The organism is Streptomyces sp. HUAS ZL42 (assembly GCF_040782645.1).
Classification (GTDB): domain Bacteria; phylum Actinomycetota; class Actinomycetes; order Streptomycetales; family Streptomycetaceae; genus Streptomyces.
Genome location: NZ_CP160403.1, coordinates 3,049,281 through 3,075,031 on the forward strand (window position 1 = coordinate 3,049,281; position 25,751 = coordinate 3,075,031).

General features: G+C 71.1%; 22 protein-coding genes. 5 read left to right on the forward strand and 17 right to left on the reverse strand.

Going from position 1 to position 25,751, the window contains the following annotated elements; translation table 11 throughout:
• Positions 1–77: 77 nt before the first annotated feature.
• The 3 genes from ABZO29_RS13870 to rimP form a co-directional block, all read right to left on the reverse strand.
• Positions 78–374 (reverse strand): YlxR family protein, encoded by a 297-nt coding sequence (locus tag ABZO29_RS13870; protein ID WP_367320493.1) that lies wholly within the window; start codon positions 372–374, stop codon positions 78–80.
• A gap of 102 nt (positions 375–476) precedes the next feature.
• Entirely contained in the window at positions 477–1,475 is a 999-nt protein-coding gene (gene nusA, locus ABZO29_RS13875; protein WP_367320494.1) for a transcription termination factor NusA, read from the reverse strand.
• A 2-nt stretch (positions 1,476–1,477) separates the two neighbouring features.
• Positions 1,478–1,975 (reverse strand): ribosome maturation factor RimP, encoded by a 498-nt coding sequence (rimP, locus tag ABZO29_RS13880; RefSeq protein ID WP_367320495.1) that lies wholly within the window; start codon positions 1,973–1,975, stop codon positions 1,478–1,480.
• Between the two features lie 196 nt (positions 1,976–2,171).
• Between rimP and ABZO29_RS13885 the strand changes: the two genes are divergently transcribed.
• The 3 genes from ABZO29_RS13885 to ABZO29_RS13895 are packed head-to-tail and all read left to right on the forward strand — an operon-like array spanning position 2,172 to position 4,139.
• Positions 2,172–2,708: a hypothetical protein gene (locus tag ABZO29_RS13885; protein WP_367320496.1), complete on the forward strand. Its 537-nt coding sequence runs from the start codon at positions 2,172–2,174 to the stop codon at positions 2,706–2,708.
• Positions 2,705–3,211: a ferritin-like domain-containing protein gene (locus ABZO29_RS13890; protein WP_367320497.1), complete on the forward strand. Its 507-nt coding sequence runs from the start codon at positions 2,705–2,707 to the stop codon at positions 3,209–3,211. Before ABZO29_RS13885 ends, ABZO29_RS13890 begins: the two co-directional genes overlap by 4 nt.
• A 28-nt stretch (positions 3,212–3,239) precedes the next feature.
• Positions 3,240–4,139 carry an aminoglycoside phosphotransferase family protein gene (locus ABZO29_RS13895; RefSeq protein WP_367320498.1) on the forward strand — a complete coding sequence of 300 codons (900 nt, stop codon included), beginning with the start codon at positions 3,240–3,242 and terminating at the stop codon, positions 4,137–4,139.
• Positions 4,140–4,302: 163 nt separating this feature from the next.
• Here ABZO29_RS13895 and ABZO29_RS13900 read toward each other — a convergent pair whose 3' ends face one another.
• From ABZO29_RS13900 to ABZO29_RS13940, 9 genes are all read right to left on the reverse strand, one after another.
• Complete coding sequence (locus ABZO29_RS13900; protein WP_367320499.1) at positions 4,303–4,425, reverse strand: hypothetical protein; 123 nt, start codon at positions 4,423–4,425, stop codon at positions 4,303–4,305.
• Positions 4,426–4,503: 78 nt separating this feature from the next.
• Entirely contained in the window at positions 4,504–6,204 is a 1,701-nt protein-coding gene (locus ABZO29_RS13905; protein WP_367320500.1) for a proline--tRNA ligase, read from the reverse strand.
• Between the two features lie 178 nt (positions 6,205–6,382).
• Complete coding sequence (locus tag ABZO29_RS13910; RefSeq protein ID WP_367320501.1) at positions 6,383–6,946, reverse strand: GNAT family N-acetyltransferase; 564 nt, start codon at positions 6,944–6,946, stop codon at positions 6,383–6,385.
• Between the two features lie 59 nt (positions 6,947–7,005).
• Positions 7,006–7,854: a GNAT family N-acetyltransferase gene (locus tag ABZO29_RS13915; protein WP_367320502.1), complete on the reverse strand. Its 849-nt coding sequence runs from the start codon at positions 7,852–7,854 to the stop codon at positions 7,006–7,008.
• A gap of 259 nt (positions 7,855–8,113) precedes the next feature.
• Positions 8,114–9,271, reverse strand: a complete 1,158-nt coding sequence (ispG, locus tag ABZO29_RS13920) for a flavodoxin-dependent (E)-4-hydroxy-3-methylbut-2-enyl-diphosphate synthase (protein ID WP_367320503.1) — start codon at positions 9,269–9,271, stop codon at positions 8,114–8,116.
• 182 nt (positions 9,272–9,453) lie between these two features.
• Complete coding sequence (locus tag ABZO29_RS13925) at positions 9,454–10,746, reverse strand: RIP metalloprotease (protein WP_367326132.1); 1,293 nt, start codon at positions 10,744–10,746, stop codon at positions 9,454–9,456.
• Positions 10,747–10,754: 8 nt separating this feature from the next.
• Positions 10,755–12,017 (reverse strand): 1-deoxy-D-xylulose-5-phosphate reductoisomerase, encoded by a 1,263-nt coding sequence (dxr, locus tag ABZO29_RS13930; RefSeq protein WP_367320504.1) that lies wholly within the window; start codon positions 12,015–12,017, stop codon positions 10,755–10,757.
• 107 nt (positions 12,018–12,124) lie between these two features.
• Positions 12,125–14,056, reverse strand: coding sequence for an acyl-CoA dehydrogenase family protein (locus ABZO29_RS13935; protein ID WP_367320505.1), 1,932 nt, complete (start codon positions 14,054–14,056; stop codon positions 12,125–12,127).
• 112 nt (positions 14,057–14,168) lie between these two features.
• Complete coding sequence (locus ABZO29_RS13940; protein WP_367320506.1) at positions 14,169–14,534, reverse strand: hypothetical protein; 366 nt, start codon at positions 14,532–14,534, stop codon at positions 14,169–14,171.
• 103 nt (positions 14,535–14,637) lie between these two features.
• Between ABZO29_RS13940 and ABZO29_RS13945 the strand changes: the two genes are divergently transcribed.
• Together ABZO29_RS13945 and ABZO29_RS13950 are read left to right on the forward strand one after the other, a co-directional pair.
• Positions 14,638–15,654, forward strand: a complete 1,017-nt coding sequence (locus tag ABZO29_RS13945; RefSeq protein ID WP_367320507.1) for a LacI family DNA-binding transcriptional regulator — start codon at positions 14,638–14,640, stop codon at positions 15,652–15,654.
• A gap of 53 nt (positions 15,655–15,707) precedes the next feature.
• The gene (locus ABZO29_RS13950) at positions 15,708–17,759 is read left to right on the forward strand and encodes a TIM-barrel domain-containing protein (RefSeq protein ID WP_367320508.1); all 2,052 of its coding nucleotides are present in this window, start codon (positions 15,708–15,710) and stop codon (positions 17,757–17,759) included.
• A 68-nt stretch (positions 17,760–17,827) separates the two neighbouring features.
• On the opposite strand, the gene aroQ is transcribed toward ABZO29_RS13950, so the two are convergent.
• The 5 genes from aroQ to ABZO29_RS13975 all read right to left on the reverse strand — a co-directional run bounded on the left by aroQ (position 17,828) and on the right by ABZO29_RS13975 (position 25,600).
• A complete protein-coding gene (gene aroQ / locus ABZO29_RS13955; RefSeq protein ID WP_367326133.1) occupies positions 17,828–18,304 on the reverse strand; it encodes a gamma subclass chorismate mutase AroQ in 477 nt (158 codons plus the stop codon).
• A 165-nt stretch (positions 18,305–18,469) separates the two neighbouring features.
• Entirely contained in the window at positions 18,470–19,183 is a 714-nt protein-coding gene (locus tag ABZO29_RS13960; RefSeq protein ID WP_367320509.1) for a hypothetical protein, read from the reverse strand.
• A gap of 35 nt (positions 19,184–19,218) precedes the next feature.
• A complete protein-coding gene (locus ABZO29_RS13965; protein WP_367320510.1) occupies positions 19,219–21,414 on the reverse strand; it encodes a glycoside hydrolase N-terminal domain-containing protein in 2,196 nt (731 codons plus the stop codon).
• Positions 21,411–23,390 (reverse strand): beta-galactosidase, encoded by a 1,980-nt coding sequence (locus ABZO29_RS13970; protein ID WP_367320511.1) that lies wholly within the window; start codon positions 23,388–23,390, stop codon positions 21,411–21,413. Before ABZO29_RS13970 ends, ABZO29_RS13965 begins: the two co-directional genes overlap by 4 nt.
• Complete coding sequence (locus ABZO29_RS13975; protein ID WP_367320512.1) at positions 23,390–25,600, reverse strand: 1,4-beta-glucanase; 2,211 nt, start codon at positions 25,598–25,600, stop codon at positions 23,390–23,392. Before ABZO29_RS13975 ends, ABZO29_RS13970 begins: the two co-directional genes overlap by 1 nt.
• Positions 25,601–25,751 lie beyond the last annotated feature (151 nt).

A 25,751-nucleotide genomic window follows, 5' to 3' on the forward strand; every position in this document is an offset into this window, starting at 1 on the left:
TCGAGTGCTCATCGCAATCTCGACCTACTTCCAACTCGCGGGGTACCAGGGCCGCACGGGGTTCCGCGCGACGCGTCTTACGGTGTTGCCTGCTCAGCAACTGTTGTCTGCTCGACGTACTGGCGCAACGCCTTTGTGTCGAGCGCTCCCGGGGCGCGCAACGCCCGCGTGAACGCCCGGCGGCGTACCGCCTGGTCGAGACAGACCAGGGCGGGGTGTACGTACGCACCCCGGCCGGGCAGCGTACCGCGAGGATCAGGGACGCATGCGTCCCTGATCGCCACGATGCGCAGCAGATCCGTCTTGGCCGTCCGCTCCCGGCACCCCACACAGGTGCGTTCAGGGCATGCTCGGGCGCGTGTCCGGCCAGACACTCTTTAGTCTACCTCCCCGTACCGACCTCACCCCTTTGGGGCAGGAATCGAACAGTTGCTGTGCAGATAACTGTCGTGATCTGAGCGACCTGCGGCCTGGATCTATTCCCCGGCCTGCTCGCCGGCCGTCTCGGTGTCCGGACGGATGTCGATCCGCCAGCCCGTGAGCCGGGCCGCAAGCCGGGCATTCTGCCCTTCCTTGCCGATCGCCAGCGACAGCTGGTAGTCCGGCACCGTCACCCGCGCGGAGCGGGACGCCATGTCCACGACGTCCACCTTGGACACCCGGGCGGGTGACAGCGCGTTCGCCACCATCTCCGCCGGGTCGTCCGACCAGTCGACGATGTCGATCTTCTCGCCGTTCAGCTCGCCCATGACATTGCGCACACGGCCACCCATGGGGCCGATGCACGCGCCCTTGGCGTTCAGGCCCGACCGGGTGGACCGCACGGCGATCTTCGTACGGTGGCCGGCCTCACGCGCGATGGCGGCGATCTCGACGGACCCGTCGGCGATCTCCGGCACCTCGAGCGCGAACAGCTTCTTCACCAGATTGGGGTGCGTGCGGGACAGCGTCACGGACGGACCGCGGACGCCCTTCGCCACCCGGACGACGTACGAGCGCAGGCGCATCCCGTGCGGGTACGTCTCCCCCGGCACCTGCTCCTGCACCGGCAGGATGGCCTCGAGCTTGCCGATGTCGACGAGTACGTTCTTCGGGTCGCGGCCCTGCTGGACCACGCCGGTGACGATGTCGCCCTCGCGGCCGGCGTACTCGCCGAGCGTCGCGTCGTCCTCGGCGTCGCGCAGGCGCTGCAGGATCACCTGCTTGGCCGTGGTGGCGGCGATACGGCCGAAGCCGGACGGGGTGTCGTCGAACTCGCGGGGCTCCTGGCCCTCCTCGAGGTCCTCGGGGTCCTCCTTCGCCCACACGGTCACATGTCCGGTCTCCCGGTTGAGCTCCACGCGCGCGTGGCGGCGGCTTCCCTCGGTGCGGTGGTAGGCGATGAGGAGGGCCGACTCGATCGCCTCGACCAGCAGGTCGAAGGAGATCTCCTTCTCCCGTACCAAGCCCCGCAGGGCACTCATGTCGATGTCCACGGCTACGCCTCCTCTTCCTTCTTGTCCTTGCGGCTGAATTCGACCTGCACGCGCGCCCTGTCGATCTGCGGGAAGGCGAGTCTGCGGCTGGTGGCCTTGCGGCCCTTGACTCCGGGCACTTCGAGGTCGAGTCCTTCGTCGTCGACCTCGAGGATCCTGGCGACCAGTTCGCCGCCGTCGGTCAGCTGGAACTTCACGAGTCGGTCGACCGCGCGCACGTAGTGCCGGTGTTCCTTCAGGAGGCGCTCGGCGCCCGGGGTGCCCACCTCGAGGGTGTACTCGCCCTGGCCCATCGCGTCCGTCTCGTCGAGCTTCGCCGAGAGCGCACGGCTCACATCGGCGATCTGGTCCAGGTCCGCCCCGGTGTCGGAGTCGACGACGACACGCAGCACCCGCTTGCGTCCGACGGAGTCCACGGCGATCTCCTCGAGATCCAGGCCCTGGGAAGTGACGAGCGGTTCCAGGAGCTCTCGCAGCCTCTCGCTCTGGGTGGTGCTCATCCGGGTGACTCCTCGGCCGCGTGTGCTGTTGTGGGATGGGTCGCGTGTCTGGTCAAAGGGTATCGGGTCGTGGGGTGTGTTGCCGTCCACCTGCGCACGGGTGGTGCCGCTGAGTGGTACCGCAGGAGTGCCCAGGTACGGTGATCACGGGCCCGCCGCCCACTGGTTCCGTACGAGTTCCCCGAGGACGTCTGCCGTGCCGTTCCCCCCACCGCCGCGCACCCCCTCGGGGCCGCGCAGAAGATCCCTGCTCGCCTCGGCCGCCGGGGCCGTCCTGCTGGTGGGCTGCTCTTCCGGTGCCGGGGAGACCGGCGACGGGGAGACCGAGGAGAGCACGAGCGGCAGCCCATCGGTCACCGAGCGGGCACGCGCGCGTGCGGCCCGGGACAGCTCGGCTCTGGTGGAGCGCTACGACGCCGTGCTCGCCGCTCATCCGACGCTGGCGAAGCGGCTGGGGCCGCTCAGGGCGGAGGTCGTGCGGCATGCGGAGGCGTTCGGGGGTGTCCGGCAGTCGTCGACGACGCCGGCTCCGACGGTGTCGACGGCTTCGCCGGACGCCGTGCCGGTGTCCGAGGCGGACGTCCTCGCCGGGCTCGCCGCCGCCGAGCGGGCGCTGGCGGAGCGGCGCACGGTGGAACTCCTTGCCGTGCCGGGCGAGCTGGCGCGGCTGCTGGCCTCCGTCGCGGCGGCCGGGGCGGCGCACGCGTATCTGCTGACGGAGGGGAACCGATGAGCGGGACCGAGAGCGCGGAGCTGGTGGCGCTGCAGGCCGCCCTGGGTGCCGAACACGCGGCCGTGTACGGGTACGGGGTCGTCGGCGGGCGGATCCGGGAGGCGCGGCGCACAGAGGCGCGGGCGGCGTACGACGCGCACCGGGCGCGCCGGGACGCGCTGGCGCGCCAGCTGCGCGACCTGGGCGCGGAGCCCCTCGCCGCGAGCGCGGCGTACGCTCTGCCGTTTTCGGTGCCGGATTCGGCGGCGGCCGTCCGGCTCGCCGCGGAGCTGGAGGAACGCGTGGCCGGGGTCTACTCCGACCTGGTGCGGGCGACGACGGGCGTGCGGCGGCGCGAGGCCGCCGGGGCGCTGCGGGAGGCGGCGGTGCGGGCGGTGCGCTGGCGCGGCGCGAGCGTAGCCTTCCCTGGGCTCGCCGAGCGGGCCGGTACGGCGGCTCCGACGCCGTCGGACACGGCGTCGGCCTCCGTTTCGACTCCGGCTCCTACGACACCGGCGGCGTAACCCGCAGAGGGAAGGGAACGACTCGCGCATGGCTTTCGAACCGCCGCGGCGTCTGGTCAGGGCGCTCGGTGAGACGGCACCGGACGGTGACGACTGGTTGGAGAAGCTGCCGGAGGCGGCCCAACAGGCCGTCGCTCTACGCGAGTTGACCGTCGACCGGGTGCAGATGCCAGGCGGGCGCAGCAGTCTGGTCGTCCTTGTCCGGCGGGCGGACGGGACGCCCGCGGTGCTGAAGCTGGCCCCGCCGCGGGCCCGCCCCGAGAGCGAGCGGGCCGCGCTGGAGCACTGGGACGGCCGGGGCGCCGTACAGCTGCTCGAGCCGGTCACGACCGAGGGCGTGTTGTTGCTGGAGCGGTTGCACCCGGATGTGTCGGTGCGGTCGCTGCCCGAGGCGAAGGCGCTGCTGGAGGCGGCGGGAACCCTGCGCCGGCTGTGGATCGACCCGCCGGCGGAGCACTCCTTCGAGACGGTGGCCGAGCGCACCGGCCGGCAGGCGCAGGCGATGCGGGCGCGTGCGGAGACCGATCCCGAGGTGGCGCCGCTGGTCGGCGTGGCGCTCTCGGCGCGCGAGGAGTTGCTGGCGGCACCGCCCGAACACCGGCTGCTGCACGGCACGTTCCGGCAGAGCAAGGTGCTCGCCGGGGAGCGGATGCCGTGGCTGGCGGTGGGGCCGGATCCGGTGGTCGGCGAGTGCGCCTTCGACCTGGCGCGGCTGGTCCGCGACCGGGTGGAGGACCTGATCGCCTCGCCGTCCGGGGCCGCGACGACCCGGCGGCGGGTGAAGCGTCTCGCGGAGTCGCTGGACGTGGACCAGGAACGGCTGCGGGGCTGGACGCTCTTCCGGGCCGTGGAGTCGGGGGTGCGGGCGCGGCGGGTCGGGCGGGAGCGGGACGCGGAGCTGCTGCTGGAGTTCGCGGAATGGCTGTGAGCGGCCCGGTGGGCAGCTCGCCGTCCAGGTAGCCGACGTCGGCTTGAGCGCCAGGACCGGGCAGTCTGCGGCAGCCCAGCGGGCGCACTTCACGGTCCGGCCGGGGACGGGGGTGCCGCCGACGAGGAGACGGCCCCATTCGTCGGCCGCTGCTTGGTGCCGATCAGGTCGAACATCCCAGCTGCCCCGCCCTGCGTACGGCCGCCGCGAAGGCCGCCGTACGCCGTACGCCGTGCGCCTGGGCGGACCGCTGCCGCGGCCCCGCTCCTTCTTCCCCGGTCGCCATGACCGTCCCCCTCCGTAGGGACGGCCTGTCACGCCCTACGGTCAGGGAAAGGCTTTTGATTGAGGCTTCAATAAATGCTTACGCGGTGAGACGCGCGATCGCCTCGTCCACCGTGAGTTCCTCGCGCTCCCCCGTCTTGCGGTCCTTGAGCTCCAGGACGCCCTCGGCGGAGCGGCGGCCCGCCACCAGGATCTGCGGTACACCGATCAGCTCGGCGTCCGTGAACTTGACGCCGGGGGAGACACCGGCCCGGTCGTCGACCAGGACACGGACGCCGGCGGCCCGCAGCTTCTCGGAGACGTCGAGGGCCAGTTCGGTCTGCAGGGCCTTGCCCGCGGCGACGACGTGCACGTCGGCCGGTGCGACCTCCTTGGACCACACCAGGCCGTGCTCGTCGGCGCTCTGCTCGGCGATGGCGGCGACCGCGCGCGAGACACCGATGCCGTAGGAGCCCATGGTCACGCGGACCGGCTTGCCGTTCTGGCCGAGGACGTCGAGCTTGAGGGCGTCGGTGTACTTGCGGCCCAGCTGGAAGATGTGGCCGATCTCGATGGCGCGGTCGAGCTTGAGACCGGTGCCGCAGTTCGGGCAGGGGTCGCCCTCCTGCACCACCACGACGTCGACGTACTCGTCGACCTCGAAGTCACGGCCCGCGACCACGTTCTTCGCGTGCGTGTGCTCCTTGTTGGCGCCCGTGATCCACGCCGTGCCCGGCGCCACGCGCGGGTCGGCGATGTACTTGAGCTTCTCCCGCCCCTGCGGGCCCACGTAGCCCCGGACCAGGTCCGGACGGCCCACGAAGTCCTCGGCGGTGACGAGTTCCACGACGGCCGGGGCGAAGTGCGCCTCGACCTTGCCCATGTCGACCTCGCGGTCGCCGGGGACGCCCACGGCCACGATCTCGCCGTCGACCTTCACGAGCAGGTTCTTCAGGGTGGCGGAGGCCGGGACGCCGAGGTGGGCGGCGAGGGTCTCGATGGTCGGGGTGTCCGGGGTCGGGATCTCTTCGAGAGCGGCCACACCCTCGGCGTCCGCCGGCTTCAGCTCGTACGTGATCGCCTCGGTGTTCGCCGCGAAGTCGCAGTTCGGGCAGTCCGCGAAGGTGTCCTCGCCGGCGCCTGCCGGGGCGAGGAACTCCTCGGACTTGGAGCCGCCCATCGCGCCCGCGGTGGCGGCGCAGATGCGGTAGTCGAGGCCGAGGCGCTCGAAGACGCGCTGGTAGGCCTCGCGGTGCAGGGCGTACGACCGGGCGAGGCCCTCGTCGTCGAGATCGAAGGAGTAGGAGTCCTTCATCAGGAACTCGCGGCCGCGCAGAATGCCGGCGCGGGGGCGGGCCTCGTCACGGAACTTGGTCTGGATCTGGTAGAGGATCACCGGCAGGTCCTTGTAGGAGGACGCCTGGTCCTTCACCAGCAGCGTGAAGATCTCCTCGTGGGTCGGGCCGAGGAGGTAGTCGCCGCCCTTGCGGTCCTTGAGGCGGAAGAGCTCCTGGCCGTACTCGTCCCAGCGGCCGGTCGCCTCGTACGGCTCCCGCGGCAGCAGAGCGGGGAGCGACACCTCCTGGGCGCCGATCGCGTCCATCTCCTCGCGGACGATCCGCTCCACGTTGGCGAGGACCCTCTTGCCGAGCGGCAGCCAGCTCCAGATGCCCGCGGCGGTGCGGCGGACGTATCCCGCGCGGACGAGCAGCTTGTGGCTGAGGACCTCGGCGTCCGCCGGGTCGTCGCGCAGCGTCTTCGCCATCAACTGGGACATGCGCTGGACCGGTGCGTTGGCCATGGTTCCACTACTCCTGCTGCGTAAGGGTGATGCCAAGGAGGTTAGCCGGGCGGTCCATCCCGGTGGAAATCGGTTAGGGCCTGTCCGGCGGATCAGGTCGCAGGGAAGCAGCGGCATCTGATCAGTGCCGGTGAGCGTGCCACGCCCCGCGTCTGCGGCAGGATCCGCCGGGCAGGCCCTAACGGCGCAGCGGGAGGTCGGCTCCCATCACGGCGTACGGCTTCGGGGCGCTGGGGAAGAGGACCTGTCGGGCCAGGTCCTGGTAGCCGAGGGAGCGGTAGAGGCCGCGGGCCGGGCTCTCCGTGTCGATCGCGGAGAGGATCGAGCGGGGTTCGGCGGCGGCGTCCGTGATGGTGGTGATCAGGGCGCGGCCGATGCCGCGGTTCTGGTGGTGCGGGTGGACGTGCAGCTCGGTGATCACGAAGGAGTCGTCGAGCCAGTGGTCGTGCCCCTGGGCACGGAGGTACGGCTCCACGACGGTGGACCACCAGTGGGTGCGGTCGTTGGGCATGCCGTACACGAAGCCGACCAGACGGCCTCCCGCGGTGGCGCCGAGTGCTCTCGCCCCGGGGTAGGTCATGTGACGCAGGACGATCTGGCGGCGTACGGCGACCTCGTCGGGGCCGAGGCCGAAGGCGATGGCCTGCACGGCGAGGGCCTCGTCGACGTGCGCGGAGAGGTCGAGCGGGCCGATCACGACGTCTTGGGGGTGGCCGCGGTGGCCGTGACCGGGAAATCGCATGTGGGGAGATTACAGGGGACCACGGGATGCCGGTCGGGTGCGGGCTGTCCGTGGCCCGCTCAGAACAGGACGCTCATGAAAGCGCCGACCTCCTGGAAGCCCACCCGCAGGTACGTCCTCCGCGCCGGCGTATTGAAGTCGTTGACGTACAGGCTGACGACCGGGGCGACGTCCGCCAGGGCGTACCGGAGTACCGCCGCCATGCCGGGGGCCGCGATGCCGCTCCCCCGGTATTCGGGGGCCACCCAGACACCCTGGATCTGGCAGGCCTGGTGCGTCGCAGCGCCGATCTCCGCCTTGAAGACGACCTTGCCGTTCTCGTCGAGGCGGGCGAAGGAGCGGCCGGAGCCGACGAGTTCGGCGACGCGCGCCTGGTACAGCAGTCCGCCGTCTCCGGCGAGTGGGGAGACACCGACCTCCTCGGTGAACATCGCGACGCACGCCGGCATGATCGTCTCCATCTCGTCCTTGCGGATGCGGCGGACGTACGGATCCGGGGCGATGTTCGCGGGCATGCGGTCGGCGACCATGAGGGGCTGGTGTGCGCGGACCTCCCGGGCCGGGCCCCAGTGCGGTTCGAGGAGGCGCCACAGGTCGGCGGTGGGTCCGGCGGGGCCGACGATGGAGGAGCAGCGGCGGCCCGCTCGGCGGGCCCGGTCGGCGAAGGCGCGGACGGCGCGTGGGGTGGCGCAGATCGGTACCAGGTTGGCGCCCGCGTAGCACAGGGACGTCAGCATGCCGTCCTCGTACCAGCCCCACATCTCGCCGCCGAGCCGCCACGGGTCGAGGCCCGCTATCTGCACCCTCGACGTCACGAAGGCGTTGGCGACCGGCTCGCGGTCGAGGACGGCGAGCGCGGCGTCCAGGTCGCTCGGTTCGAGGACCCGGGAGGTGGTCTGGGTCAACACGCGCGGGGCCTCACACTGGGGTCTGCTGATCTCCGCACTGTACCTGCGGAAGCTGAGCGGTGCCGCCCAGTGGAGGCTGCCGTTGCTGTGGAGGCGCCCGGCGCCGGAGTTGCCGTCGATCGGGCTGCCGCCCCTTGGCCACGCCGCCGGGACCGGACGCCTGCGAACTCGGAGCCGGCTGGCTGGATGGCGAGTGACGGTGGTGTGGGGCTGGTCGCGCAGTTCCCCGCGCCCCTTTCGGGGCGCATCACACCGCTCGTCAGTCCGCCACCGAAACCGACGGCTCGCCCGACGCCACCCCGGCCGCCTCCATCTGTTCGGCCAGCTTCATGGCCTCCTCGATGAGGGTCTCCACGATCTTGGATTCGGGGACGGTCTTGATGACCTCGCCCTTGACGAAGATCTGGCCCTTGCCGTTGCCGGAGGCGACGCCGAGGTCGGCCTCGCGGGCCTCGCCGGGGCCGTTCACCACGCAGCCCATGACGGCCACGCGCAGCGGGACCTCCATGCCGGTCAGGCCCGCGGTGACCTCCTCGGCCAGCTTGTAGACGTCGACCTGGGCGCGACCGCAGGACGGGCAGGAGACGATCTCCAGACCGCGCTGCTTGAGGTTGAGCGACTCCAGGATCTGGTTGCCGACCTTGACCTCCTCCACCGGCGGGGCCGACAGGGAGACGCGGATGGTGTCGCCGATGCCCTGGCTCAGCAGCGCGCCGAAGGCCACCGCCGACTTGATCGTGCCCTGGAAGGCGGGCCCGGCCTCCGTCACACCCAGGTGCAGCGGGTAGTCGCACTGGGCCGCGAGCTGGCGGTAGGCCTCGATCATCACGACCGGGTCGTTGTGCTTGACGGAGATCTTGATGTCCCGGAAGTCGTGCTCCTCGAAGAGCGATGCCTCCCACAGGGCCGACTCGACGAGGGCCTCAGGAGTCGCCTTGCCGTACTTCTGGAGCAGCCGCCTGTCCAGCGAGCCCGCGTTCACGCCGATACGGATCGGGGTGCCGTGGTCCTTCGCCGCCTTGGCGATCTCCTTGACCTTGTCGTCGAACTGCTTGATGTTGCCGGGGTTCACCCGGACCGCCGCGCAGCCGGCCTCGATCGCCGCGAAGACGTACTTCGGCTGGAAATGAATGTCCGCGATGACCGGGATCTGCGACTTGCGCGCAATCGTCGCGAGTGCGTCGGCGTCGTCCTGCGTGGGGCAGGCCACGCGGACGATCTGGCAGCCGGAGGCCGTCAGTTCGGCGATCTGCTGGAGCGTCGCACCGATGTCGGACGTACGGGTCGTCGTCATCGACTGCACCGACACGGGGGCGTCGCCGCCGACCGCCACGGACCCGACCTGGATCTGCCGGCTCTTGCGGCGCTCGGCGAGCTTGGTCGGAACGGACGGCATGCCGAGAGAAATCGCAGTCATCTGCTGTGCAACCCCAAGTCGTGGATCAAGGTCCGGTCCCGTCAGCAGCGGGCTCCAGGCTTCGAGATTACGGCACGTGTGCAGGCCCGAGCACATCCCGCTCGTGAAGCCACCGGGTAAACCCACTCAAAGGATGGCGGCCGGACACCCAAGGGTGCCCGGCCGCCACGAACTCCGTATGGCTAGGAGATTCTCACGGGGTTAACCACGTCCGCGATCAGCACCAGGACGGTGAAGCAGATGAAGATCCCGGCGACCACGTAGGCCACCGGCATCAGCTTCGCCACGTCGAACGGACCCGGGTCCGGCCGGCGCAGCACCTTCGCGGTGTTGCGGCGCAGCGACTCCCACAGCGCGCCCGCGATGTGCCCGCCGTCGAGCGGCAGCAGCGGGAGCATGTTGAAGAGGAACAGGGAGAGGTTGAAACCGGCCACCAGCATCAGGGCCATCGCCAGTTGCTGGGTCGGCGGAATGTCCAGGGTGAAGATCTCGCCGCCGACGCGGGCCGCGCCGACCACGCCCATCGGTGAGTCGGGCTCGCGGGGGGCGCCGTCGAAGGCCGCGTTCCACAGGGCCGGGATCTTGCCGGGCAGGCTCGCGATGGAGTCGACGGCCTCTCCGACGCGGTCGCCCATCCAGGTCAGGGAGTCGCCGAAGTCCTGCTTGACGATGCCGGTGGCGGCACTGAAGCCCAGGAAGCCGGCGGTGACGTACTCGCCCTGGACGATCTGGCCGCCGGCGCCCTTCTTGGCGACCTGGTTGCTGGCGATCGTCGCGTGCAGGGTGACCTTCTCGCCGTCGCGGTCGACGACGATCGCCACCTCCTTGCCGGGGGTGGCGCGGATGAGGTCGGAGAGCCGGTTCCAGTCGTCCGTCGTGACTCCGTCGAAGGAGACGATCTTGTCGCCCGCCTTGAGGCCGGCCGCCGCGGCCGGGGAGGGCTTGTCGGTCGACTTGCAGGTGTCGCGGTCCTCGCTCTGGGCGATGACGCACTGCGAGACCGAGCTGACGGTGGTCGTCTGCTGCGAGATGCCGAAGCCCATCAGGACGAGCAGGAACAGCGCCACCGCCAGGATCAGGTTCATGAACGGGCCCGCGAACATCACGATGACCCGCTTCCACGGCTTGCGCGTGTAGAAGAGGCGGGTCTCGTCGCCCGGCCTGAGCTCCTCGAACGCGGCGGAGCGAGCGTCCTCGATCATGCCGCGCCAGGGCGAGGTGGAGCGGGCCGCGATCCGGCCGTCGTCGCCCGGCGGGAACATGCCGATCATGCGGATGTAGCCGCCGAAGGGGATGGCCTTGACGCCGTACTCGGTCTCGCCCTTCTTCCGCGACCAGACGGTCGGGCCGAAGCCCACCATGTACTGGGGCACGCGGATGCCGAAGAGCTTGGCCGTGGAGAGATGCCCCAGCTCGTGCCAGGCGATCGAGATCAGCAGGCCGACCGCGAAGATCACTATGCCGAGGATCATCATCAAGGACGTCATGCACGCGCCTCCGTGGTCGCCGTCTGCGCTGTCAGTTCCCGGGCCCGGGCCCGTGCCCGGGTCTCCGCTTCGAGGACGTCCGACACGGTCAGTGAGGTTCCCGTCACCGGGGTGCCGTGCTCCTCGACCACCCTCGTCACAGTCTCCATGATCCCGTTGAAGGGCAGGGCACCGCCGCGGAACGCCTCCACGCACTCCTCGTTGGCCGCGTTGAACACCGCCGGGGCCGTGCCCCCGAGCTCGCCCACGTGCCGGGCCAGGCCGACGGACGGGAACGCCTCGTTGTCGAGCGGGAAGAACTCCCACGTCGACGCCCTGCTCCAGTCGAAGGCGGGCGCCGCGTCCGGGACGCGCTCCGGCCAGCCCAGGCCGATGGCGATCGGCCCGCGCATGTCGGGGGGCGTCGCCTGGGCAACTGTCGATCCGTCCGTGAACTCAACCATCGAGTGGACATACGACTGCGGGTGCACGACCACCTCAATGCGATCGAAGGGAATGTCGTACAGCAGGTGCGCCTCGATGACCTCCAGCCCCTTGTTGACCAGGGTCGCGGAGTTGATCGTGATCACCGGGCCCATGGCCCAGGTGGGGTGGGCGAGCGCGTCCTCGACCGTGACGCTCGCCAGCTGCTCCTTCGTACGGCCGCGGAAGGGCCCGCCGGATGCGGTGACCACCAGCTTGCGCACGTCGGCCCGTGTCCCGGCCGCCAGCGCCTGGAACAGCGCGGCGTGCTCGGAGTCGACCGGGATGATCTGCCCCGGCTTGGCGAGCGCCTTGACCAGTGGCCCGCCGACGATGAGCGACTCCTTGTTGGCGAGCGCGAGGGTGCGGCCCGCCTCCAGGGCGGCGAGGGTGGGCGCGAGGCCGATGGAGCCCGTGATGCCGTTCAGGACGGTGTGGCAGTCGGAGGCGGCGAGCTGCGTGGCCGCGTCCGGCCCGGCGAGGATCTCGGGGAGCGGCTCGCCCGCGCCGTACTCCGCGGTGAGCGCCTCGCGCAGCGCCGGTACGACGTCCTCGCGGGCGACCGCGACGGTCCCTGCCCGCAGCCGGTGCGCCTGCTCGGCGAGGAGGGCGACCCGTCCGCCGTTGGCGGAGAGCGCGGTGACCCGGAACCGGTCGGGGTTGCGCAGTACGAGGTCGATGGCCTGGGTGCCGATCGAGCCGGTGGAGCCGAGGATCACCACGTCCTTCGGGCCGTCTCCCGCGACGGGGTCGTAGACGAGGTGCGGGTCGGCGAGTGGGGCTGGACTGTCGCTCATCCCTCCATTGTGGCCGCAACGACTGTCCGGGAGGACACGGCGTCCCTCTCCCGGGTGCCCCGGGCCCGTGGGGGTCACCGCCCGGCGACGACCCCCACGGCCCTCCGTCACCGGATCGGGCGGTGGACGTTCTCCCGATCGCTCGGGCCGGGCGTCGCGTCCGCGATCCACGGGCCGTCTCCGGATGGGTCGACGATGCCCTGCTCCAGCCACTCGTACGTGCCCGCCATGACCCCCTTGACCACCTTGCGGTCGAGGTCGTCGGTGTTGGTCCACAGGCGGTTGAAGAGCTCTTCGACGCGGATGCGGGACTGCCGGCAGAAGGCGTCGGCGAGCTGGTAGGCCTCTCGGCCGTGGTCGCCCTGGCTGCGCAGGAGTTCGGCGCGTACGCAGGCCGCGCTCATCGCGAACAGCTCCGCGCCGATGTCGACGACGCGGCCCAGGAAGCCCTGCTTGGTCTCCATGCGGCCCTGCCAGCGGGACATGGCGTAGAACGTGGAGCGGGCGAGCTTGCGGGCGTGCCGTTCGACGTAGCGCAGGTGCACCGAGAGGTCCACTTCGCGCTTGAACTCACCGTAGGAGACGGGGAGTTGACCCGGTCCCGCGACGAGCTTCGGCAGCCACTTGGCGTAGAAGACACCCGCGTTCGCGCCCGCCTTCGCCTTGTCCGAGAGGGACTTCTCGGGGTCGATGAGGTCGCCGGCGACCGACAGGTGGGCGTCGACGGCCTCGCGGGCGATCAGCAGGTGCATGATCTCGGTGGAGCCCTCGAAGATGCGGTTGATGCGCAGGTCGCGCAGGACCTGTTCGGCGGGAACCGCGCGTTCCCCGCGGGCGGCGAGGGAGGCGGCCGTCTCGAAGCCGCGGCCACCGCGGATCTGGACGAGTTCGTCGGCCATGAGCCACCCCATCTCGGAGGCGAAGAGCTTGGCCAGCGCGCCCTCGATGCGGATGTCGTTGCGGTCCTCGTCGGCCATCTGGCTCGACAGGTCCAGTACGGCTTCCAGGGCGAAGGTCGTTGCCGCGATGAAGCTGATCTTCGCCCCGACCGCCTCGTGGTGGGCGATGGGCTTGCCCCACTGCTCGCGGGCGGCGCTCCACTCGCGGGCGATCTTCAGGCACCATTTGCCGGCGGCGACACAGGACGCCGGGAGCGACAGCCGGCCCGTGTTGAGGGTGGTCAGCGCGATCTTCAGGCCCGCGCCCTCGGGGCCGATGCGGTTGGCGGCGGGGACCCGGACCTGGTGGAAGCGGGTGACGCCGTTCTCGATGCCGCGCAGGCCCATGAAGGCGTTGCGGTTCTCGACGGTGATGCCGGGCGAGTTGGTCTCCACGACGAAGGCCGTGATGCCGCCCTTGTGGCCCTCGCTCCTGGGCACCCGGGCCATCACGACCAGCAGGTCGGCGACGACGCCGTTGGTGGTCCACAGCTTGACCCCGTCGAGGACGTAGTCGTCCCCGTCGGGCACCGCGCTCGTCGCGAGCCTCGCCGGGTCGGAGCCGACGTCGGGTTCGGTGAGGAGGAAGGCGCTGATGTCGGTGCGGGCGCAGCGGGGCAGGAACGCCTCCTTCTGCTCGGGTGTGCCGAACAGCTTCAGCGGCTGCGGTACGCCGATCGACTGGTGCGCCGACAGCAGCACCCCGATCGCCGGGCTGGCCGAGCCCGCCAGGGCCAGCGCCTTGTTGTAGTACACCTGGGTGAGGCCGAGGCCGCCGTACTTGGTGTCGATCTTCATGCCGAGGGCGCCGAGTTCCTTGAGCCCGTTGATGACCTCGTCGGGGATCCGGGCCTCGCGCTCGATCCGCGCGCCGTCCACCTTCGTCTCGACGAAGTCGCGGAGTTTGGCGAGGAACTCCTCGCCGCGCTGGACGTGCTCGGTGTCCGGCGTGGGGTGGGGGTGGATGAGGTCGAGGCGGAAGCGGCCGAGGAAGAGTTCCTTGGCGAAGCTCGGCTTTCGCCAGTCCTGCTGCCGGGCGGCCTCCGCCACCTGGCGGGCCTCACGCTCAGTGACTTTGGGTTTGGTGGGTGCTGCGGACATGAGGCTCACCTCGCCGCGAATCGGGACTTGATCCATTAAGTGGTTACCGACGGGTGCTACCCGATCGTATGTACCCGATCCGGGGCGAGGTCACCACCCCTCGCGCAACCGATCAGCCGATGCTGACGGAATACGCCTTGGTGTCGAGGCGCCCTGTGCCCTTGAAAACCTCGGTCCCGGACTCGATGCCGGAGACGTACTTGTCGTTGCCGAGCAGCTTGCGCCGTACGAGTGCCTGTGTGAAGTCGTCCAGGTTCAGCGTGGCCTTGGTGGTGTCCCCGGCAAACGCCGTGGGCGCTTCTTGCTCGACTCGCCCGCCTGTTCCGGGGTGGTCGCTTCCGTACGTCCCCCAGTGGCCGCGGGCCCGCGAAAGGTTGCCGTCCGTCTCCGGGCTCGCCGGTGAGCGCTTGCACGTGGTGGGCAGGGCGCACCGCCCTCCACATTTTCCCCACAATTGGGTGTCGAAGCGCTTCGACAACCTATGGACACCCACCCCCGCTGGAGCTAGTGTCGAACCACCCTCACTCGCCGTTGTTCGCACTGCGCACTGTCGAAGCGCTTCACAAAGCTTGGAGAGCTGGATGGTCACCCTCGCCGAGGTCGCCCAGCACGCCGGAGTCTCGGCGAGCACGGTGAGCTACGTCCTCAGTGGCAAGCGGTCGATCTCCGCGACCACCCGGCAGCGGGTCGAGCAGAGCATCCGCGAGCTGGGCTACCACCCCAACGCCGGTGCCCGCGCCCTGGCCAGCAGCCGGTCGAACATCATCGCGCTGATGATCCCGCTGCGCACCGACATGTATGTGCCGGTGATGATGGAGATCGCCATCGCGGTGGCCACCACGGCCCGCACGCACGGCTACGACGTGCTGCTCCTCACCGGCGAGGAGGGACCCGACGCGGTACGCCGCGTCACCGGCAGCGGGCTCGCCGACGCGATGATCCTGATGGACGTCCAGCTCGACGACGAGCGCCTGCCGCTGCTGCGCGGCACGGACCAGCCGTCCGTCCTCATCGGCCTCCCCGCCGACACCGCCGGCCTCACCTGCGTCGACCTGGACTGGAGCGCCACCGGCAGGCTGTGCGTGGAGCATCTGGCCATGCTGGGCCACCGGGACATGGCTGTCATCGGCGAGGCCCCGGCGGTCTACGAACGTCACACCGGCTTCGCCGAGCGCACCCTCGACGGGCTCCGCTCCCGGGCCCGCGAGCTGGGCCTGCGGGTGCTGCACCGGCCCTGCGAGGGTGGGTACGACGCGATGGCGGCGACCCTCCACCGCATCCTCGACGAACGCCCGGCCACCACCGGATTCGTCGTGCAGAACGAGTCGGCGGTCGAACCGCTGCTCGCTCTGCTGCGCCAGCAGGGCCGTGCCCTCCCCGAGGACGTGTCGGTGGTGGCGATCTGCCCCGACCAGGTCGCCAACCAGGCCTCGGTGCGGCTCACCTCCGTCGGCATCCCCGCCCAGGAGATGGGCCGGCACGCCGTGGAACACCTGGTGGCGAAGCTCGACGGGCGCGGCAGCGACGACGTCGTGCTGATCGCACCCGAGTTGACGGTCCGGGCGAGCTCGGGGCCCGCCCCCTCCACCACCTCCTGACCCAGCCTTCGTCGCCCTCCGGGGCACCCTCATGTCCTTCAGGCGCACCCTTCGTGAACCAGCCTGCCGAAAACCAGATCAGTCAGGGCACGGTCAGCCTGGCGCAGTCGTCACCCACCGTCGGAACCTTCCGCGAGCGGGAGGGCGCGCTGGAGTGGAGCGGCCGTCAGGAGACCCTGCGTATCGAACCGTGGGGGCCGGACGCGGTCCGGGTCCGGGCCCGGCTGGGCGGTCCGGTCCTGGAGGGTCTGCCGGGTGCGCTGCTCGACGACGCCCCGTCGACCTCGTACACCGTCAAGGTCGAGGACGGGCAGGGGCAGTTGACCGTCGGTGCGCTGACGGTCGTCGTCTGTGCCGAGGGCCTGATCCGCTTCCTGCGCACGGAGGACTCCTCCGAGCTCCTCGCCGAGCAGCGGGCCCACTTCTGGTGGCCCGGCTCCCGCCTCTACACGGCCGTCGGCAACGGCCACCACCGCCTGGAGCAGCGCTTCGCCGCCTACGACGACGAGAAGCTGTACGGCCTCGGCCAGCACCAGCACGGCCGGCTCGACCAGAAGGGCCTGGTCCTCGACCTGGTCCAGCGCAACGCCGAGGTCGGCATCCCGGTCCTCGCCTCCAGCCGCGGCTACACCCTCCTGTGGAACAACCCGGCGATCGGGCGCGTGGAGCTCGCGCACAACGGCACGCGCTGGGTGGCCGACTCGGCCCGCCAGATCGACTACTGGATCACCGCGGGCACCCCGGCCGACGGCCAGCGCCGCTACAGCGCGGTGACCGGCCGTACGCCGATGCTGCCGGAGTGGGCGGCGGGCTTCTGGCAGTGCAAGCTGCGCTACCGCACACAGGACGAACTCCTCGCCGTGGCAAGGGAGTACAAGCGGCGGGGCCTGCCCGTCTCCGCCATAGTGTGCGACTTCTTCCACTGGACGCACCTGGGCGAGTGGAAGTTCGACCCGAAGGAGTGGCCCGACCCGGCGGCGATGGTGCGCGAGCTGGAGGAGCTCGGCATCAAGCTGGTCGTCAGCGTCTGGCCCTCGGTCTCGCCGCTCTCCGAGAACCACCCGGTGATGGAGCAGCGCGGGTACTTCATCGGCACCCAGTACGGCCCGATGGCCCACGCCGACTGGCCCGACAAGGGGGTCGCCTCCACCGTCCAGGTCGCCTTCTACGACGCGACGAACCCTGACGCCCGCGAGTTCGTGTGGTCGCGCGTGCGCGACAACTACCTTGCTCCGTACGGCATCACGGCCTTCTGGCTGGACGCCTGCGAGCCCGAGCTGAAGCCCGGCTTCCAGGAGAACCTGCGCTACTGGGCGGGCCCCGGCCTGGAGGTCGGCAACATCTACCCGGCCGAGAACTCCCGCACCTTCTACGAGGGCCTGCTCGCGTCCGGCGAGGACGAGGTGATCACCCTCAACCGCTCGGCCTGGGCGGGCAGCCAGCGCTACGGCGCCGCCCTGTGGTCCGGCGACATCGGCACCGACTTCGCGACCCTGCGCCGCCAGATCGCCGCCGGCCTCAACACCGCGCTGTCCGGCATCCCGTGGTGGAACACCGACATCGGCGGCTTCCACGGCGGCGACCCGGACGACCCGGCGTACCGCGAGGTCATGGTCCGCTGGTTCCAGTTCGGCGCGCTGTCCCCGCTGATGCGCCTGCACGGTTTCCGTGACCCGGGAATGCCGCTGGGCCCGGCGATGACCGGCGGTCCCAACGAGGTCTGGTCGTACGGCGAGGAGGCCGGCGCGATCCTGGAGCGGTACCTGAGGCTGCGCGAGCGTCTGAAGCCGTACGTGCTCCGGGTCATGCGGGAGGCCCACGAGGAGGGACTGCCCGTCATGCGCCCCCTGTTCCTCGAGTTCCCGGACGACCCCGCGACCTGGTCCGTCGACGACGCGTACCTCTTCGGCGGTGACCTGCTCGTCGCCCCGGTGCTGACGGCGGGCGCCACGACCCGCACGACGTACCTCCCGGCGGGCGCGGCCTGGACGGACGCGTGGACCGGTGGGACGTACGAGGGTGGCACGACCGTCACGGTCGACGCCCCGCTGGACCGCATCCCGCTGTTCCTGCGGGACGGGGCGCGGCTGCCCGTGGCTCAGTAGCCCGCGCGTCCCATGAACGTGCGGCCGGTCCTCGTAGGGGAGGGACCGGCCGCACTCGTGTCGAGGGGTCAGCGGCAGACCGAGGCCAGGGAGCGGACGAGGGCGCGGGTGTGGAGGGCGTCCGGATGCTGCTCGTGGTGGACCTGGAGGGCGGCGAGGGCGAGCTGAGGGTGGCGGGTCGGGGCGGTGCGCTCGGGGGTGGTGGCGGCCGGGGAGCGAACCAGGCCGGAGTTGATGCGGTTGATCGTCCGACGGACCACGCTCAGGTCCGGCTCGGTGGTCGGGGCCTGGTCGGGGTGAGCGGTCCAGTGGCGGAAGAGGGCGCGCTGGACGGTCTTGTCGGCCTCGATCCGGTCGCGGAAGATCCGCCGGGCCTCGTCCGGGTCGGCGCCGATCTGCTGGGCCCGCGCGGCCACGGTGTCGAGGACCTGCTGCTCGCGGGCCGGGTCGTCGATGGGGCTGTCGGTGCCCCACTTCGCGGCCGCGACCAGGTCGGCGGTGGCGAGGCTCCCCCACTGCCTGAAGGGCGTGGGAGGTACCCCCAGGCGGAGAGGGCGGCGACAGGGTGCAAGGACGAGAGCGCCGGGGCTGGGGCCGCCGTCGCGGGGACCGGCACGGTGAACAGGGCGGCAGCGGCGGCCGCGGCGATCAGGGTGCGGCGAAGGGGGGCGGAGTTACGCATGGAGCCCGTGTAACCCCACCCCGTTCGCTCAACTGCTGCTGACCGTCAGGTTGTTGGTGACGAAGTCCATGCCGCCGGACGACGAGGTGATCTCGTAGCCGAACTGCACGTCACCGATCGTCTCGTTGCCGAACCAGCCCTTGGTGTCCTTGATCCACTTGAGGATCGGGAGGATGTTCACCGTGCCGGAGCCGGAGTTGGAGGTGCGTACGAACGAGAAGACCTCGTTCGAGCCGTTGTTGCCCTTGTAGACGGTCCAGGTGTGACCGCCCAGCGTCAGGTTGCCCTGGGAGGTCCCGAGCGGGCCGACTGCTCCGGTCTTGTTCACCCAGAGCATGATCTCGTAGTCGTAGTCCGTGTCCCAGATGTCGTACGACGTGTTGTACGCGCCCGAGGACGGGACGGTGACGTTGTAGTTGCTGCTGAGCGACCCCAGCGAGGTGATCGTCTTGTTGATCACCTTCTTGGCGTTGGGATAGGACTTGATGCCGCCGGTGTTGGGGTGGTTGGCCCAGACGCCCCAGCTGGTGCCGGAGTTGGCCCAGATGCACTGGCTGCCGGCGCCGGAGCCCCAGATGTTGTTGTAGAGCGTGTAGCCGTTCAGGGTCGTGTTGCCCCACTGGTCGCAGGAGCTCCACACGGCGGCCGAGGCGGGGGCGGAGGCCAGGCCTATGGTCGCGCCGAGCGCGAGGACCGGGGCCAGCAGGGCTTTGGTGACCCTGCTCAGCGTGCGTTTTGCCATGGTGTCCCTTCCATGGGTGGGGGGAATTGCGCGGGTTACCACGCCCCCAGGGTGAGGACGCGGTCTTCTCCGGCGACGAGGTCGAGCGGCTGAGCGCCGGAGGAAGTCCGGAGTTCGACGCCGTGGGTGCGCGTGGGGCGGATCACCGCGGTCGCTTCTTGTGGGCTCCAGGCGAGGTCGAGTTCCGCCCCGAACCGGGTGCGGATGCCGCGGAGTTCGCCGCTCGGGTACGCCGTCGGGAGCGCGGGCAGCAGGATCAGGCGGTCCGGCGTGGACTGCACGAGCATCTCGATCAGCACGGCGGGCAGGGTGTGCGCGGCGTCCGCGTTGTAGACGTCGCGGTGGGGGTAGTGCGCGCTCATGAGGGAGGCGTGGAAGAAGTCGCCGTCCAGGACCTGGCCGAGCGCGTGGGCCACGCGGTGGCCGTCCCGGAGGCGGGCCGCGATCAGCGCGTGGTGCAGATGACCGTGGGCCGAGTCGTTCTCGGCGCCGCGCAGTTCGAGGGCGCGTCGGGCGGCGGCCGCGAGCTTCGGGGTGTCGTACGGGTTGATCTCGTCGAGCGGCCAGACGCCGTAGAGGTGGCTGAGATGGCGGTGGTCGTAGGTGTCGTCGAGGCCGGGCCGGGCCCATTCGGCGAGGGCGCCGTCGGTGTTGACGCGGTGGGGCGGCAGGCGGTCGGCGAGGGCGCGCCAGCGGTCGGCGTGCTCGGGGTGGTACTCGGCGGCCGTGAGCAGGGCGTGGCGGGCGGCCGAGAGGTCCATCGCCGCGTTGATCGCGCCCCAACTCGCGTTCGCGGGCCGGTTCTCGGGCGAGTAGGAGGGGACCACGACCAGGTGGCCGTCGGTGTCGGTGCGGGTTAGGAAGTCCTCGTAGAACAGGGCGAGTTCGGCGAGGACGGCGGCGGTGCGGGGGTCCCGCTCGCCGCGGGTCTCGTCGTGGTCGACGAGCGGTTTGAGGAGCCAGTCGGCGCCGGCGGTCCACAGGTGGAGCGGGTATTCGCGGCTGAAGTGGTACGAGCGCCCCGACTCGCCGTCCGAGTGTGCGGGGCTGACGACCCCCCGGGCGCCGAAGACCGTGCGGGCGTTCTCCCGCCAGTCCCCCAGCTGACCGTGGATCAGGTTCGCGTGGGCCTCGGTCACCTCGGGGAGTGCGGCGGCCGCGGCGGAGGAGGTCTGGAGGTTGAGGTTGGCGTCATAGGTGAACGCTCCGGACCATGCCGTGTCCCAGTCGCCGGTCCACAGGCCGGTGAGGCGGGGCGGGAGGAGCCCGGCGGCGGAGAGCAGGTGGTAGCGGCCGGCGGCGAAGAGCCGCTCCACGAGGGCCGCACTGCGCGGGTGCTTGAGCAACTCGGAACCGGGCAGGGCGCGTTCGGCCGGGTCGGCGCCGAGGTCGAGCGTGACTCGTTCGTAGGCGGTGCGGTGGAGGTGGGTGTGGCGGGCGAGGAGGTCGTCGTACGACCCCTCGTCGAGCAGGGCGCGCAGGGCCCGCGTCTCCTCGGCGACGTCCGGTTCGCCGGTGTGGCGCCGCACCCGGGTGAGCAGCAGTACGGCGTCGGCGCCCTCGACCCGGGCGCCGGGCGGGACGAGGGACGTGCCGCCGCCCGAGACCGCGACGAGGGTGACTCCGGTGTAGGCGCGGTCGCTGTCCGGGTAGCGGGCGCGAAGGGTCAGGGCGGCGCCCTCGGGGGTGAGGAGCGTGCCGTGGCCGACGCGCAGTCCCCGGGGCGCGCCCGGGAGCCGGTGGTCCAGTGAGATGTCGAGGGTGAGCTCCCGGGCGGTGACCCGCTGGACGATCACGTCGTCCGCGCGGGAGACGAAGACACGGCTCGTCCAGTCGGCGCATTCGGCGGTGACCTCGCCCGTGGCGAAGTCGACGCGGCGGCGGTAGCGGTGCCGGTGATCCGCGGACGGGCGCCGCAGTCGTACCTGGAAGGCGGGGTGGAAGGGCTGCACCCACTGCAGCGGCCTGCCGTCCGTGAAGCCCTCGGCGGCGGTGAGGTCACCCGCGAGCAACCGGTCCTGGAGTTCGGGGAGTTCGGCCGCGAGGTGCGGCGGGCGGGCGTTCTCGCCGCCGTTGGGGCGGACGAGGGTGTGGTGGGTGACGATGATCCGGTCGTCGTTCGGATCACCGAACGCGAGGGCGCCGTGATGGCCGTTGCCGCTCAGGAAGCCGTCCTCCCAGCGGGTGGACGGCTGTGGCTCCCAGGTTCCGTGGACGAGTGCGCGTGTCATGGGCGCAACACCACCACACCGTAGCGGCCGAGGGCGACCGTGTCCGTGACCGTCGTGCCGGTGAGGAGGTCGCGGTGCCTGCCCGGCACGTCGACGGTCACGGGCTCGCGCCCGTGGTTGAGCAGGAACAGCAGCTCACCGCGGCGCACGGCCTCGACGCCGGCCGGGAGACCGTCGAGCACGGGCCGGGCACCGGCGTCGGCGGCGATGCGGGCGAGGAGTTCGCGCAGCGCCTCGGGTTCCGGGAGGGTCGAGAGGTACCAGGCGCGCCCCCTGCGCAGTACGGCCGGCAGTCCGTCGAGTTCGCCGCCCTTGTAGGGGAGGGTGAAGTCGGCTTCCCCGGCCTCGATCTCCTCCGACCACAGCGTGCCACGGAAGCCCTCGCACTCGGCGTGCTCCCCCGCGTCCAGCGGCCACCACTCGTGCAGGGTGCGGATGCCGAACAGCTCGCGCAGCCGGACGTCCATGCCGCCGGGTCGCACCCGGTCGTCCTCGTCGGCGACGCCGGTGAGGAAGCCGCAGACGAGTGTGCCGCCGCCGCGGACGTACGCGACGAGGTTGTCGATCGCCGCGTCGGTGAGCGCGTACAGCTGGGGGACGACGACGAGTTCGTACGCCGTGAGGTCGTGCTCCGGGTGGGCGAAATCGGCGGTGAGGTGAGCCTCCCAGAGGGCGCGGTGCCAGGCGGTGAGGACGGCCGGGTAGTCGACCTCGGTGGAGAGACGGCCCTCGTGGGCGCCGGCCCACCAGGAGTGCCAGTCGTGCAGGATCGCGATGTCGTGGGATGCGTGACTGACCGTCACTTCGCCGCTCAGCGTCGCGAGTTCGGCGCCGAGCTGCTTGACCTCCTGGTACGTACGCCCCTGCTCCCCCGCGTGGCCGACCATCCCGGAGTGGAACTTCTCGGCGCCCTGCCGGGACTGGCGCCACTGGAAGTAGCAGACGGCGTCCGCGCCGCGGGCGACGGCCTGGAGGGACCACAGACGGTTGAGGCCGCGCGGCTTGGGGTGGTTCACGCCGCGCCAGTTGACCGGGCCCGCCGCCTGCTCCATGAGCATCCAGGGGCCGCGGGCCTGCGAGCGGGTCATGTCCTGGACGAGCGCGCCGTGCTGGGCACCGAGGGGATCGCGGGGGTCGGGGTAGAGGTCGACGGAGACGACGTCCTCCTCCTCGGCCCAGCGCCAGGCGTCCTGGCCCGTCCACAGGGGCATGAAGTTCGTGGTGACCGGGATGTGCGGGGTGTGCCGGGCGACGATGTCGCGCTCGGCGGTGTAGCACTGAAGGAGCGCGTCGGACGTGAAGCGCCGGAAGTCCAGCACCTGGGTGGGGTTCCTCAGGTAGTGCGGGGTGCGCGGCGGCAGGATGCCGTCCCAGCTGTCGTAGCACTGGCTCCAGAAGGCCGTGCCCCAGGCGGTGTTGAGGTCCTCGAGGGTGCCGTACTTCTCCCGCAGCCAGCGGCGGAAGGCGGCGGCCGCCTCGTCGCCGTAGTCGAAGGTGCAGTACTCGTTGTTGATGTGCCACATCGTGAGGGCGGAGTGGCCGGCGTAGCGGGCGGCGAGGTCCTCGGTGATGGCGGCGGCGTAGCGGCGGTAGGTGGCGCTGGAGTGCGAGAAGTGCTGGCGGCCGCCCCACCACTCGGTGCGGCCGTCGGCGTCGCGGGGCAGGGTGTCCGGGTGCAGACGGCCCATCCAGGGCGGGGGTGAGGAGGTGGGGGTGGCGAGGACCACGCCGATGCCGTTCGCGTGCAACAGGTCCATCAGTCTGTCCAGCCAGCCGAACTCCCGGGACCCGGGCTGGGGTTCCAGCTTCGCCCAGGAGAAGACACCGAGCGTGACGGAGTTGACGCCGGCGTCCCGCATGAGCCGGACGTCCTCGTGCCAGGTCTCCTCGGGCCACTGCTCGGGGTTGTAGTCGCCGCCGAAGAGGATGCGGCCGCGGGTGGCGTCGGCGAGGCTCGGCTGTCGGTGCACCGCCATCAGACGGGCTCCCCGTACTGGATGCCGCGCCCGTTGGTGGCGAGGTAGACCCGGCCGTGGATGCGCGGGTCGCCGACGATCACCTCGCCGATCCAGCCCCACTGGTGCTGGTCGTCGTTGATCCGCACCCAGCTCTTCGCGCCGTCGTCGGAGCGGTAGACGGCGGTGATCGCCTCCGTGGCGCCGACCTGGTAGATCGCCGGGTAGTCGGCGCCGTCGGCGGCCCTGCCGAAGCCGAGGGTGTACGAGGCCCAGCAGCTGGCGATCTTCGAGAAGGTCGCCCCGCCGTCCGTGGACCGGTACAGCCCGTTCCACTTGGTACTCAGCCACAGGTCACCGGATCTGCCCGGCGCCGCGACCAGCTTGAACTGGCTGTCCCCGGAGGGCAGACCGGTCGCACGCGCAGTGAACGAGAGGCCACTGTCAGTGCTGGCGAGTAGCGTTCCGGTGTCGGTGTCGTACGCGTAGAAGAGCGTCGGGTCGGCCGGGTCGGCGACCGGCGTGGCGCCCTTCGGGAAGGAGGAGACCTCGGACCAGGTCGTGCCGTTGTCCGTGGATCGGTGGGCCGCGTACTTCGTGCCGTCCCAGTGCACGAAGGACCACAGCAGCACACTGCCGTCGGCGTTGGTGGCGATCGGCCCCGGTGCGTTCTTGGCGATGTCGGGCTGGGCCTTGAAGGGCGCCCAGGTCTGTCCGCCGTCGCCCGAGTAGGCGCCGTTGCCGTTGTCGCCCCAGCCGGTCCGGACGACGTACGCCGGTCTGGTCGCGGCCTGCGCGAGTCCCGTCGCCGACCCGAACACGGGGTTCGTCGCCATGCCGCGCGACGGAGACGCCGTGAGCCGCTCGTGGTACATCACGCCGATGTCCCCGAGTCCGCTGATCAGGTGTGCCTCTCCGACCGGGGGCGAGATCAGCTGGCGCACGGACGTCTCCTCCAGGCCGCGGATCTGCGGGGCCCAGTGGACGAGGTCCCGGGTGCCGTAGAGGGTGGCGCCGGTGCCGTAGACGATGTGCCTGGAGTCGTACGGGTCGAGGCCCACGGCCTGGATCCACCAGCCGAACTTCGGCTGGTCGCCACCCCACTTGAGGAAAGGAGTCTCGGACACGTCGAACACTGCCGCGTCCTTGAGGGACGTCCAGGTGCGCCCGCCGTCGGTGGTCCGGTACAGGGTGTCGACCGCCGCCCAGCGGTTGTTGGTGGAGACGACGACGGTGCCGGGGCGGCTGGCGTCCACGGCGACACCGCCGTAGCCGAAGCTGTCGGTGGAACCGTCGCTCGTGGTCCCGCCCGGCTTCACCGGCGTGACGTCGCTCCACTTGCCCGTGGCGACAGCGACCTTGTGCACACTGCCGTCGGACTGGCCGTTGGGGCCGGGCGCGTTGGCGTACGTCACGTACAGCTGGCGGGAGAGGCAGTCGTACGCGGCCCTGATCGGCACCTTGGCGGAGGTGCCGGCGGGCTGCCCGGGGACGGCCTCCCAGGTGGTGCCGTCGGCGGTGCGGTACAGGTTGGGCGAGGCGCCGTCGGAGTCGCCCCACCCCGCGTAGACGGCACGTCCGACGGCGAGAAGGAAGGTGACGCCCTGGCCGGAGGCGCTGGGCGCGGCCGGGAAGCCGGTGACGGCTGCCCAGGTGGTGCCGCGGTCCGTCGACTTGAGCAGTCCGTCGTGCCGCGTTCCCAGCCACAGGGTGTCGCTGTCGCGCGGATCGACGAGCAGCCGCTCCCCCGTGCCCCGCCCGTCCTCGTTGGCGCCGAGCTTCACCGTGAGGTCGGCACGCGTCCAGGTGGCACCGCGGTCCTCGGAGCGCAGGACGGCTCCGTTGCCGGCCCAGGACTGGGCGTACGTGCCGAGGGCGAGGTAGAGCCGGTCGGGGTGGGCGGGATCCACGGCCAGTGCCTCCACGCCGAGGAGGTTCCAGTCGTCCCATCCGATGTGGTCGATCAGCGGGATCCAGCGGGCGGCGCGGTCGTCCCAGCGGTAGGCGCCGCCGATGTCGGTACGGGCGTAGGCGAGGCCGCGCACGGCCGGGTGGAACAGCACGCCGGTGACGAAACCGGTGCCGCCGATCACGGCGTTGCGCCAGCGGTAGACGGGGGCAGCGGTGTCTGCCGCGTGCGCCCGGTTCTGGAGCGCCGGGAGCGTGGTGAGCGCGGCGGCGGCCGCGGTGCCGGCGAGGACGGTGCGGCGGCTGAGGCGGGGCGCGTGCATGGGGTACCTCGATGGGGGTCGGTGACGTGGACCGGGTTTGCTGATGCGGGGCGCTGGTGCTGGGGGGTGGGTCGCGCGACCCGGCTCTTGGGGTAAGTGCACGTACCTAGGGGGCGCGGGGAACTGCGCGACGAGCCACGACGCAGCCGCA